The 12,094-nt window shown below is 66.4% G+C and carries 9 protein-coding genes and 3 pseudogenes; 2 read left to right on the plus strand and 10 right to left on the minus strand.

The annotated features are described in order from the left end of the window. A partial coding sequence (gene lepB, locus ACFC96_RS45930; RefSeq protein WP_376618686.1) for a signal peptidase I occupies window positions 1-463 on the plus strand: 463 nt, incomplete at its 5' end. A gap of 13 nt (window positions 464-476) precedes the next feature. Here lepB and ACFC96_RS45935 read toward each other — a convergent pair. From ACFC96_RS45935 to ACFC96_RS45960, 6 genes and pseudogenes are all read right to left on the minus strand, one after another. Further along, a pseudogene (locus tag ACFC96_RS45935) lies at window positions 477-1,043 on the minus strand (transposase). Beyond that, complete coding sequence (locus tag ACFC96_RS45940; protein ID WP_376618688.1) at window positions 959-1,324, minus strand: winged helix-turn-helix domain-containing protein; 366 nt, start codon at window positions 1,322-1,324, stop codon at window positions 959-961. Before ACFC96_RS45940 ends, ACFC96_RS45935 begins: the two are co-directional and overlap by 85 nt. Beyond that, window positions 1,225-1,494, minus strand: coding sequence for a helix-turn-helix domain-containing protein (locus tag ACFC96_RS45945; protein ID WP_376618690.1), 270 nt, complete (start codon window positions 1,492-1,494; stop codon window positions 1,225-1,227). The genes ACFC96_RS45940 and ACFC96_RS45945 overlap by 100 nt, the downstream gene beginning before the upstream one ends. Window positions 1,495-2,320: 826 nt before the next feature. After that, the gene (locus tag ACFC96_RS45950) at window positions 2,321-3,391 is read right to left on the minus strand and encodes a sugar phosphate nucleotidyltransferase (RefSeq protein ID WP_376618692.1); all 1,071 of its coding nucleotides are present in this window, start codon (window positions 3,389-3,391) and stop codon (window positions 2,321-2,323) included. A 199-nt stretch (window positions 3,392-3,590) separates the two neighbouring features. Beyond that, on the minus strand, window positions 3,591-5,171 hold the full coding sequence (locus tag ACFC96_RS45955; protein ID WP_376618694.1) for a glycosyltransferase family 2 protein: 1,581 nt from the start codon (window positions 5,169-5,171) through the stop codon (window positions 3,591-3,593). Between the two features lie 455 nt (window positions 5,172-5,626). Beyond that, on the minus strand, window positions 5,627-6,769 hold the full coding sequence (locus tag ACFC96_RS45960; RefSeq protein WP_376618696.1) for an acyltransferase family protein: 1,143 nt from the start codon (window positions 6,767-6,769) through the stop codon (window positions 5,627-5,629). Window positions 6,770-7,548: 779 nt separating this feature from the next. On the opposite strand from ACFC96_RS45960, the pseudogene ACFC96_RS45965 reads away from it, so the two are divergent. Further along, window positions 7,549-8,328: pseudogene (locus ACFC96_RS45965) on the plus strand (hypothetical protein); the annotation flags it as partial. A gap of 183 nt (window positions 8,329-8,511) precedes the next feature. Here ACFC96_RS45965 and ACFC96_RS45970 read toward each other — a convergent pair. From ACFC96_RS45970 to ACFC96_RS45985, 4 genes and pseudogenes are all read right to left on the minus strand, one after another. Continuing rightward, window positions 8,512-9,816: a sensor histidine kinase gene (locus tag ACFC96_RS45970; protein WP_376618698.1), complete on the minus strand. Its 1,305-nt coding sequence runs from the start codon at window positions 9,814-9,816 to the stop codon at window positions 8,512-8,514. 77 nt (window positions 9,817-9,893) lie between these two features. After that, window positions 9,894-10,571 (minus strand): response regulator transcription factor, encoded by a 678-nt coding sequence (locus tag ACFC96_RS45975; protein WP_376618700.1) that lies wholly within the window; start codon window positions 10,569-10,571, stop codon window positions 9,894-9,896. Window positions 10,572-10,742: 171 nt separating this feature from the next. Continuing rightward, window positions 10,743-11,536 (minus strand): IS5 family transposase gene (locus ACFC96_RS45980; RefSeq protein ID WP_376618702.1). Its coding sequence is split into 2 segments (ribosomal slippage): window positions 10,743-11,201 and window positions 11,204-11,536, totalling 792 coding nucleotides; the frame shifts between segments, so codons are not numbered across the junction. 213 nt (window positions 11,537-11,749) lie between these two features. Beyond that, window positions 11,750-12,094 (minus strand): annotated as a pseudogene (locus tag ACFC96_RS45985) (IS701 family transposase); the annotation flags it as partial.

The raw sequence follows: 12,094 nt of genomic DNA on the forward strand, positions 1-12,094 counted from the left end.
CCTGCGCGACGGCGACATCGCCCTGTTCGACGGAAACGACTGGGGCGTCCAGGCCCCGCTCCTGAAACGGGTGATCGCCCGGGGCGGCGAGCACATCGTCCTGTCCCGGACCGGCACGGTGACGGTCGACGGCAAGGTCCTCAAGGAGCCTTACCTCTACCCCGGTTCCCAGAACAGCTTCTCCCCGCCGCTGGACCTCGTCGTCCCCGAAGGCCGGCTGTTCATGATGGGCGACCACCGCTCCGACTCGAACGACTCCCGCTTCCACACCGACGCGGCCCACGGCACAATTGCCGAGTCCGCCGTTACCGGTAAGGCCGTGGACTCCGCGAGCGCCTCCGCTCCCGACTTGCGCTGGGCGGCAGCCGGAGCGGCAGTGACTGTCGCCGGTCTGGTGGCGGCGATCGTCATTGGAGTCCGGAGCAAGCGCCGCGCGGCCCTGCCGCCGCCCCCGTCGTACTGACGACTTCGGCGTGTCAGGGTGAGGTTGGATCGCCAAGGGTCAGGCCGGTGCCTGCTATGAAGCCGTCGAGGGCGGCCGGCCGGTACTGAAGACGCTTGAGCCGGTTGCGTACAAGGGCTTCAAGCCGGTCAAGGGCGACGACGGCGAGGTTGGCCAAGCTGCGCTTGACGTGTGCCCATACCTACTCGACCGGGTTGAGGTCGGGTGAGTACGCGGGCAACAGGAACACCGTCAGCCATTCACGCTCGGCGATCAGTTCGCCCATGGCGTGGGAGACATGGGTGTTCAGCCGGTCCCACACCAGCACGATCGGCGCCTTGACGAGCTGGCGGACGCCATCGATCAGTGCGATGAAGTCGCGCTCGCCCATGCTACGGCGCTTGCCCTTGCCCGCGGGATGTGGGCGCAGGCGGTAGCACAGCCGGGTCCGTGAGCCAGGGCGCATGGCAATCAGCCCGGCCACCGACAGCCGTCCTGAACGCCGCCCACTTACCGTCACGACCGGGGTGCGGCCACGTCGGCCCCAGGTACGGCCTCTGGGCGGCCGGCGGGTGAAGCCTGCCTCGTCCTCGAAGCAGATGTAGCCTCCGCAGGCCGCCCGAGCTCTTTTACCTCGGCCCAGGTCGCCCCCTTCCACACGGTCACGGCCTGTTCGTCGCGTTCGGCAACCCGCCGTGCGGGGACCTGCGGACTGAAGCCGAGCCGGTGCATCAGCCTTGTCGCACCGGAGACGCTGTAGGAGGCGTGGAACTTCCTGCCGATCAGCGTGGCCACCCGAGCGGCGGTCCACACCTGGTCCCCTCCACCCAGCCGTGCGCGGCTGGCCCCAGCTCGAGGCACATGACCAGCTTCTTCAGACACCGCGGTGACAGACGGCAACGTGATCCGCCCGGACCACGCGAGGCGAGAGCCTCATGACCGCCGTCCCGCCACAACTGGTGCCACTGATAGGCCGATTTCAGACTCACCCGCAGGTGCCGTGCCACTTCCGGCGGCTTGACCTTCTGCTCGAACAGCTTGGCCGCCTGCATCCGCAGCGACTCCCGGCGCTGACGTCCTGCAGCGGTCAGGCCGCCCCCATCCGCATACCTCACACACCACGGGATACCGGCACCGCTCAAGGTTCTTCCGGGACTTCGCCGAAGTTCACCCTGACGAGCCGAAGTCAGTAACACCAGCAGCAGCCCCGGGAGGATGACAACGTGTCGCTTCCCGCCGTGGACCGGGTGTAGGGCGGGTCTACGCCGTTGGGCCGCAGCGGCACCCCGCGCCCCTACGCAACGCCCCCGAGCTCCGCAACGCACGATGCGGGGCGTCGTGCGAAGTCTCAGCAGTCGTTGCCCCGGAGCAGGACTTCGCCATTGAGGCTGGTTGCGACCTGCCGGAGGCCAGGGCCCGTGCGCCACGCTTTGGTTCGGCAGAAGTAGTCCTGGTAGCCCCCTGCAATGGGGCGCGAGCCGTACGCGGCGCCGGCTCCACCGTGAGTGCGATCTATGCAGAGACGCAGATTGCGGGGCGGTACTCGTCCTTTCATGACCAGTGGTCGGTGACGCTGCCCGCCACCTAGACCACCGCGTCGAGGGCGAAGAAGACCACCAGCGGATCGTGCCGGTCACGTCACCAGTGGCCGCAGCCTCGGCAGCTCCACCGCCATCAGCGCCTCTGGCAGCTTCGGCAGTTCTCGGCCTCGTTGTATGCCGGCATCACCGCGGTGAGGGGGATGCCGGCATACAGGGCGAGGGGAGCGGGGGAGGCTGGGGCAAAGCTGCGGCCGCATCGTCGGGTTCTTGCCACGCCAACAACCTCATCAGTGTCTTCTCCGCTCTCGGGTCGGTTGGGCCGCTGCGATCAGGAGTTCTAGGAGAAGCGGATAGTGCCGTCCGGAATCGATGTGCGGCCTCTCACACGCACTCCGGCGAGCAGTTCGTTGTCCCTGCCGATCTCGGCTTGGTCTCCGATCACGGCGTTCTCCAGCACGGTGCGCGAACCGATGCGGGCTCCCGAACCGACCAGGCTGGATCGTACGTACGCACCCGCCTCGATCCGTGCGCCGTTGAGCACGATCGAACCGTCGACCACCGCTTCGGCGCCTACGTGCGCACTCTCGCCGACCACCGTGCCGCCCAAGAGCTTGGCGCCGTCGTCAACGTGGGCCCCCGGCAGGATCAGGTACTCGCCCACCCGGCCGGGCAGCACCGGGGAGGGGACAACTCCGCGCACCAGGTCGGCGGAGGCCCGGATCAGCGCCGCAGGCCGGCCCAGGTCGAGCCAGTACGTCTGGTCGACCACCCCGTGCAGCAGCGCCCCGGAGGCGAGCAGTCCGGGAAAGGTCTCCCGCTCCACCGAGACCGGCCGGCCGACCGGGATGGTAGCGATGACCGAGCGACGGAAGACGTAACACCCGGCGTTGACCTGGTCAGTGACGATCTCCTCGGGGCGATCGGGCTTCTCGGTGAAGGCCAGCACACGCCCGGATGCGTCGGTCGGGACCAAGCCGAACGCACTGGGGTCCTCGACCCGGGTGAGGTGGAGCGAGACGTCGGCGCGCGATGCGCGGTGATGCTCCACCAAAGCAGCGATGTCGAGCCCGGTGAGGATGTCGCCGTTGAAGACCAGCACTGGCTCGTCGGGGCCGCAGCTCAGGGCCGTGGCGGCGTTGCGGATCGCGCCCCCGGTGCCAAGCGGTTCAGTCTCGTGCACGTACGTGATGCGAAGGCCGAAGTCCGAGCCGTCACCAAAATACGGCTCGAAGACCTCGGCCAGATAGGAGGTGGCGAGCACCACATGGCCGACGCCCGCGGCCCGCGCCCGGCCGAGCTGGTGTGCAAGGAAGGGCACCCCGGCTGTCGGGACCATCGGCTTCGGCGTGTGTTCCGTGACCGGGTACAGGCGCGACCCCTTCCCGCCGACCAAGAGGATGGCTTCCATTGGATATCACCTGTCTTGCGAAGTCTTCGGAGTGCTACGGGGGTTGGCGGAAGGTGCGGTGACGCGCGCCATGACAGATCAGCGCGGAAACGGCCGCGTAAGGGTGTCGGAGTGCCGCCACGGCAATGGGGAGGCAGGCTCTGCCGCAGCGGGAGCGTCGTCCTCCGTGGCCATGCGCCGGCGACGCGTGCCGCGTGAACTACCGCAACCGTCGGATCAGCCTGCGTGCTCGCCCCCCGGCGATGAGGCCCAACCCGCGGACACTGTCCACCACACGTAGCCTCAGGGCTGATCCCGGCGTCACATGTGCCTGCACGAACAGTGGGCGTCCTAGACGTAGGACGGTCCGGCGGCATGCCTGCTCGGCCCCCGACGCGCGCACCTCGGCCTGCACGGCCTCGCCTCCGGCACACCGCACTTCGGCCGTGATGCCCCAGGCCATGAGGTCCGCCGGACCGTTCAGTTCATTGGTGGGCAGCCATGTCTCCGCGGTCCAGCCCTCCTCGTCCGGGACGAGCGGAACCTCGGAAATGCGATCGGCACGTGCTCCGGATCGTTCTTGAAAGACGACGCGTATGGTCTGCGGGGCGAGAGCGCCAAGCCTGCCGTACAGGTCATGCACCCGCAGAGTGAGCCGGGTGACCCGACCTGTCGCCACCCGCCCGTCGATCGCTATGGGGAGGTCGCGGGGCGCCAGTTCGTCGAGTCCTTCCAGAGGAACCGACGCTGGCCCCGTTCCGAACACCGGCGTGGCGCCGTCGGTACTGTACGGCGGCGCCAGGCGCGGCGGCTGGGCCGCAAGCTCCACCAGGCGACCGGTCTCCGCGGGCTCGGGTAGCGCCTCCAGAACTCGGCCGAGCCACTGGGAAGGCACACGTGCGGCGGCGTAGCCGGCTGCGCCGAAGGTCCTGAGGTATCCGTTAGTGACCCTCCACCAGTTCTCCTGGAACTCCTTGGTACGCAGTGGCAGCTCTCTTGTGTACATGGCCACGTCGTAGTCGAGGAACTTGCCTTGCGCGGCGGCCACCAGATCCGGGTGTCCGGCGGTCCGCAAGACCTCGACGGCCTGCCGGTGGGCAGCCACTCGGTGCTCCCAGTTGGAGATCACCGAGCGGTGCAGGGAGATGGACAGGTTCGGCGCCTGCCTGCGGACGTGCCAGACATAGACCGGGGTGTCCACGATCACGAGCCGCGGCTGCGCAGCGTAGAGCCGGGCGGTGAAGACGAAGTCCTCGTAGTGAAAGGCACCGCTCGGAAACCTGACGTTGTGCCGCGCGAGAAAATCCCGGCGGTAGAGCTTGTTCACCGACAGGGTGTCCCACAGGAGCCCCGGCTGCTGTCCGATCCCTTCCATTACCTTCCCCGGTAGTTCAGCGCCGGCAGACGGGTCGAAGAGCTGGGGCTGCCACCCCGTGGTCCGACCGTCGGGGAGTTCACGGCGCAAGCACTGGCCCGCCACGGCATCGGCGTCATGAGCGTCCGCGGCCGCCAGCAGCGCGTCGACGGCACCGGGTGGGAATGTGTCGTCGCTGTCGAGGAACATCACGTACTCGCAGCGCGCGCTATCCAGGCCGTCGTTGCGCGGCGTTCCGCAGCCACCGCTGTTGCGTTCCCTCGACAGCACTCGCACCCGGTCGTCGTCGGCGAAGACGAGCAACGCCTCCCGTGTCCCGTCGACCGACGCGTCGTCAACGACGATGACCTCGGCGACCGACTGTCCCTGAGCGAGCGCCGACCGCACCGCGTCGCGCACGTGCTCCGCGTCGTTGTAAACGATCACGACCACACTGACGTGCCCGGTGGCCGTGCATGCTCGGCCTGAGCGGTTTCGTGCGGGGAACTCAGCGCCATGCGCTGTGCTGTCGCGCGTCACGATGAAACCGCCGCGAGGGCGGCGAGGCTGATGCGGGTGCTGATCGCGCCGTTGGCGCCGAGGGCGTGGCGCGGCTGAAAAATGAGCTTCATGCGGACCCCGGGGGTCGAGGGAATGCGAGGCCTCGTGGTCGGAGAGGGCGACGTCATACGCCAACGTCCGCAGGTACTCGCCAGGACTGGCCCCAGCCTTGCCTCGGGATGTAAGAGGAGGACGCGAAACAAGCTAGAGCGCGGTGGGAAGGCGATTGCGTGACGTGCAGGTGCCGGAACCTGCATGCCCAACGAGCTGCTGGCATGTTGTCCGTGGGGCGCGCCCAGCCGAATGCCGCCGGACCCTGGTTCAGTGGCGGGCATGAGCGGTCAGCACCGGCGGGAGGTCTCCAGGAGGCGGCGCAGCCGTGTGCCGACCGGCTTCTCCACCCATCGGGCCACTGCGTGGGACAGTGCCAGCAACACGATCAGGAGCGCGATCAGCAGCGGCCACCGCGGAACGTAGTGGCGGAAGGCCCTGATTGCGGTGTACCCGATCTCGTCGTGGAGCACGTACAGCGGGTACGTCATGGCGCCCGCCGTGCTGAGCCAGTGCACGTCGAGGCGGGCGAGCGGGCCGATGACGGCGAGCACGAGCAGCGTCAGCAGCACAGTGAAGACCGCAACCGAGCCGAGCCAGGACACGTGCCATCCCAGGGCATTGGAGGTCCAAGCGGAGCGGCGGCCCAGTTCGTGAACCTCGACGAGCCAGGAGAAGCCGAAGACTGCCCAAGTCTCGGCACGCGAACCGAAGCGATGGATGAGATACAGGCAGACGCCCATGATGAACGGCTGGCTGTAGGACGGCTCGAAGACGGCGTCCCACAATGCGGAGCCAGAGAGCTCTGCCGGGATCGACACCAGCGTCCACGCCACGCAGAACAACAGCACCCGCCGGTACGTCGCGCCGAAGAAGAGCACCACTGCGAACAGCAGGTAGAACCGCATCTCCGACCACAGTGTCCAGTACACGCCGCTGACCTCGGTAACCCCCAGGGGTCTTTCGAACATGGTCAGGTTGACCAGGACAGCCTGGTGCGACTTCGGCTTGTTGACGGTGGGGGACACGGTGAGCACGGCCGTGGTGACCAGTACGCCCAGCCAGTACGCCGGATACAGGCGCGAGATGCGAGAAGCAGTGAAGTGGCGGATGCTGCGCCCCCACCCTGACCAGCAGATCGCGAACCCGCTGACGGCGAAGAAGATCTCAACGCCCAGGTAGCCGTACTGCGCGAGGTGGTGCGCTGCCGGGAACACCTTGGTGGTGGGCATCTCCCAGGCACCGCGTGTGCTCCCTGCGCCGGAGGCGACGAAGTGGTACGTGACCACCAGCAAAGCGGCGACCAGCCGAAGCCCGTCCACCGCGCGCAGGCGGCGGCCGACCGGAGAGACACACTCCTGTGGGTCGAGATAGTGGTGGAGGCGCCGGGCGATGCGGGCGGGCGGTGCGTGGCGGTAGTCCGCTGAACTCATACGCGAGCTGTGCTTTCCTCCTCGACTGCACCGTGTTCGATACCACCGCCTTCTTCGCCATGCCTACTCCAAGTAGGCCCACAGCGTCTCGAAGAGGGACGTGGCTGCGTCGTGGTCCTCCCTGGCCGGATCCTCCTCATTCTCTGGAAGTGAGTCCGTCAGGTCGCTCAGAGCGTCGTCGGACTCGTCACAGTCACTTGTGGTGGATGTCAGACGGGTCATGGCTCCCTTTGGGGCAGCGTCTCGGGATGCGGCCCCACCCAGACGTACTGCGTACTGCTCAAGGGCGCGGCGGCCGTCACTACGCTGACGATCGGAGGTAAGCCCACGCCGTGGTGACAGTGAGAGCCGAGTGAGAAGGGTCGGCCCGTTGTCGGCAACTCTGCACGACCATGCTCACAGTCTTGCCTCCCGACGGCTTCGGCCAGCTGTTGCTCGCAAGACGGATCACCGGCGGCTTGAACCGCCAGTGCCAGTCTGTTGCCCGCCCGAGGCCGATCACCGCTTCACATCAACGACGGCCCTTCCGGCTACCGTCCTGCGGTGGCAGTGATTCTGCGACTCGGCCCCGGCTGCCCAGAGCGCTCAGCGAGCTCTCAGCGGGGCTATGGAAGAGTTGTTTCGCGTCAGTCGAGGACGTCCAGATGAATCGTCGGACACTAGCCAGTCTGGCTTTTCATGCCCCTGCGGCATCGGCGTTCTCAGACCGTGCGCCTTGGTGTGTGAGACGGATCATATCCGTGCGTGCAGCAACGGAATATTTGGAGACAGGTGAAATCATGGCTGTCACCACACCCCTGCCCCTCAAAGTGGGCGACTCGACCAAGTATGTGCTGCGGAAGCTTCCGCTGGTTACAGCATTGTTCTGGGCATTGAAGATTGTCGCTGTGACTCTCGGAGAGACCGGCAGTGATGAATTTGCGATCCAACTCAAATTTGGTTACGTCGCCTGCGTGATCGTGTTCTTTGCTTTCTTCGTGATCATCGTCGGTGTCCAGTTGCGCGCCAAACGTTTCTATCCGGCAATTTTCTGGACGGTAATCTTCGCCACCAGCATCGTTGGTACCGCAATCTCGGACCTCATGGACCGCGGGGTCGGCCATTCTGGGACTGTGACCAGAAACGGGATCGGCTACGGGGCCGGTGCCATCATCCTGACCAGCCTCCTGGCCATCATCTTCCTGGTGTGGTGGCGTACCGGGCAGACCTATGACGTGGAGAGGATCGCCACGCGTAAGGGCGAGGTCCTGTACTGGGCTGCGATTCTCGTGTCCAACACCCTAGGCACCGCCAGCGGCGACTGGCTGTCCCACGGGACTGGCCTGGGATTCCGCAATGCCTTCTTCGCCATTGCCGGAGTCATGCTGCTCTTGCTCGCCGCTCACTACTTGACCAGCATCAACACGATGGTGTTGTTCTGGCTGGCGTTCATCCTGACCCGCCCACTGAGCGCGGCCGCTGGTGACTCGATCACCAAGCCGGTCAGCGAGGGGGGACTCGGACTGGGCACGCTGTGGGGTTCGGTGGTGCTGGTGGGCGTGCTGGCCACACTGGTCGCCTATCAGACATGGCACATCCGCCGTCACCCGCTCGACATGCTGCCGGCTCCGACCCACAGGATCACTGGGCAACCTCAGCAGCCCAACGGGCTGGTGGTCCTGGCCCAAGGCCCGTATCCCGACCAGATCGTAGATGTCTCAAAGGAGGCATCAGCTGATGCTGCTCCTTCAGACGATGCCGATTCAGTGCCGTGTGATGGGGAGGCGGACGATGAGGCGGGCACCGGGGGCGTTGTCCTCGACGTGGACGGTTCCGTGGTGGACGGTGATGATGTCGCGGACGATGGCCAGTCCCAGTCCGCTACCGCCGGTGTCTCTGGCGCGCGCATCGTCCAGGCGGGTGAAGCGGTCGAAGACGCGCTGTCGGTCAGGTACGGGGATCCCGGGCCCGTCGTCGGAGACGACAAGCTGCGCGGTGCCGTCGAGGGCCCTCAGGCTCACGTCGATCCTTAGGGTGGCGTGCCGGATAGCGTTGTCCAGCAGGTTCCGGACCACGCGGGTGAGGGCGTCAGCGTCGCCGTCCACCCGTGCGGCACTGACTGTGTGCTGATCGATGGTGAGATGCGTGCGCTGACGGGCACGTTGGACCTCGGCGAAGACGATCTCGTCCAAATCCACGTTCCGTGTGCGAAATCGAGGGTGGGCGTCGAGACGGGCCAGGCGCACCAGGTCGTCGACGAGGCGGGAGAGCCGTTCGCTGTCCTCCACAAGTACCGGGCCCAGGCGACGCCAGTCCGCAGAGTCAGGGTGCCGGGCGGCGACCTCCAGTTGCGTGTGCAGGCTACTCAGGGGACTGCGCAGCTCGTGACTCGCGTCGGCGATGAACTGGCGCTGCTTTTGCGTTGAGCTCTCCAAGCGGGCGAGCAGATCGTTGAGCGTGGTGGCGAGCCGGCCCAGCGCGTCGGCCGAGGGGGACACATCGAGACGGCGACTGAGGTCGGATACGGAAATTTCTGCGGTTTGGGCGCGCAGCACCTCCACGGGCCGCAAAGCGCGCCCTGTGAGCAGCCAAGCGACGCCGGTGAGCGTGGCAACGGCCATCGGCACGCCAATGGCCAGCCCCCTGGTCAGTTTGGCAAGGCTGTTGTCGACGTCCTCGGTGAGCACGGCGGCATACACGGTCATCGGGGTACTTGGAGTACCGGCACGGATGGCCACAGCACGCCATGTTCCGTTCTCACTGTGGGGAGGGTGCTGCACGCTGCGGGCATGCGGTTCATGAGACGCGGTGGGGGCGAAGGTGAAGACTCTCCGATTACCTTCGAGGTTCGGTGAGCTGGACCGTACCGTGCCTTTGCTGTCGACGACTTGAGCGGTGATGTCACGATCGCCGGTGGAGGGGAGTCTGGCATGGAGGTTTCCGGAGTTGACGATCTCCGCGACGGCTTGGGCCCGCTGCCAGGCGGTCTGGTCGAGTCCGCTAATGAGGCTGGTGCGCAGCCAGGCGACCAGCACCACGGCGGCACCCGCCAGTGCCACCGTGGTCACGAATGCTGCCGCCGCGGTGAGCCGTAGTCGCAGTGATCGGCGGCCCCACCAGGCCCAGGAACGTGCGGGCCATCGTGTCACTGGCCCGTGCCGCGCAGTCGGTAGCCGGTGCCCCGGATGGTGTCGATCGACTGGCGGTCGAAGGGCACGTCGATCTTGCGCCGCAAATAGCCGATGTAAACCTCGACGATGTTGGCGTCGCCGTCGTAGTTCTCGTCCCACACATGAGTGAGGATGTCGGTCTTGCTTACCGCCTCGTCGCGGTGGCGCAGTAGGAATTCCAGCAGTGCGAACTCCCGAGCTGTCAGATCGATCTCCCGTCCCGCGCGGTGACACCGGCGGGATGCAGGGTCCAAGGTCAGGTCGTCGGCTGTGAGCACCGCGGGCCTGGCCGGTGCCCCCCGGCGTAGTAGGGCCCGCAGGTGGGCGACGAGCACCACATAGGAGAACGGCTTCGCTAGGTAGTCGTCGGCGCCTAGGTCGAGGGCGTCCGCCTCGTCGTACTCCCCGTCCTTGGCCGTGAGCATCAGTACCGGCGTCCACACGCCGGCCTCCCGCAGCCGCTTGAGGACCTCATACCCAGACAGTCCTGGCAGCATGATGTCCAGCACGATCACGTCGTGCGTCTCGTTGACAGCACGCCAGAGCCCGTCCACACCGTCGTAGGCAATGTTGGTGACAAAGCCCTCGGCGGCGAGGCCATGCTCGAGGCCTGCAGCAAGCCCGCGTTCGTCCTCGACCACTAGCACCCGCATGATTGCCTTTCCGACCCTCTTTGCCCCACTCATTACAGCAGGACCCGACCGGTCGGCAGGGCATTGTATTGACCGAGAATGCTGCGAGTTGTCCCCCTTGCTGTCCGCTGCGAGGCAACGTTCTGGTCGCAGCGAACACTGAGTGCTGAGACTGTGCACTAAGACGTTGTCTCATTTGGTGAGTCGGCGGTAGCAAATGAGGGTGCAGGCGATAGCAGTGAAGGCCAGGAGGTGTTCGGCCTTGCGCTCGTAGCGGCGGTGGAGTCGGCGGCAGCCGGCGAGCCAGGCCATGGTGCGCTCGACCGTCCAGCGGTGGCGGCCCAGTCTTGTGGAAGATTCGATGCCCTTGCGTGCGATGCGGTGGGTGATGCCGCGCTTGCGCAGCCATCGACGCAGCTGGTCGTAGTCGTAACCCTTATCGGCGTGCAGCTTGGCAGGCTTGCGTCGGCGTGGGCCGCGGCGGGAGCGGATCGGCGGGATCCCGCGGACCAGGGGCTGCAGGGCCTGGCTGTCATGGAGGTTGGCGCCCGATATGCCGACGGAGATGGGCAGACCAGTCCGTTCGGTGATCAGGTGGATCTTCGAGCCTTTCTTGCCTCGGTCGACAGGATTCGGACCTGTCAGGTCCCCCCTTTCAAGGCCCGCATGTTCACCGAGTCGATCGCACACCTCGACCAGTCCAGGTCTCCGCGAGCGCCGAGTTCGTCCAGCACGAGGCGGTGCAGTTTGGCCCAGACCCGGGCTCTGCTCCATTCGCTGAACCGGCGGTGCGCGGTCGGCCCCGACGGTCCGAAGGATGGCGGTAACTGCTTCCATGTGCACCCTGACGTGGCCACGAACACAATCGCGGCCAGCACTTCGCGATCCCCATACCGCCGCCGGCCACCACCTTGAGGCCGTGTCGGGGCCGGTGGCACCACACGCGCGAACAACTCCCACAGCTCATCCGGCACCAGACGCTCCACGATGTCCACGGCCGCAGACTATCGAACACGCCAAATGAGATGAACTCTAATACTGCAACGGTCTTTGCCCTGACTGGTGGGCAGTTTCGGGTGGTGTGTGGCCGCGTTGTTTGTAGTGGCTGATGCGGGCCTGGTGTTGTCTGCGGCGGCGCCAGTGTGACCAGTGCAGGACGTGGCCGATGGAGGCCGGGCGGCGGTGGGTGAGGCGGGTGATCAGGCGTCGGATTTCGGGGAGGGTGAGAGGGATGAGCTGGGAGGATCCGTTTCTGCTTTCCCGGTATCGAGTGCGCGGGCACGCAGGACTGTGAGGCAGGCGTGGGCGGCCATGGCGAGGGTGATGTGGCGGTGCCAGCCGGGATAGCGGCGGACCTGGTAGTCGTCCAAGCCGCATTCCTGCTTGGCAGTTTGGAAGCATTCCTCCACGGCCCAGCGGCTGCCGGCGACGCGGATCAGGTCGTCGAGGGTGGTGTCTGCCGGGCAGAAGGCGATGTAGTAGGAGATCTCCTGGGGCCTGCTGACGCTGCGGCGGGCGATCACCCAGTGTCGGCGGTCTTCGCG

The organism is Streptomyces sp. NPDC055955, assembly GCF_042270245.1.
Taxonomy (GTDB): domain Bacteria; phylum Actinomycetota; class Actinomycetes; order Streptomycetales; family Streptomycetaceae; genus Streptomyces.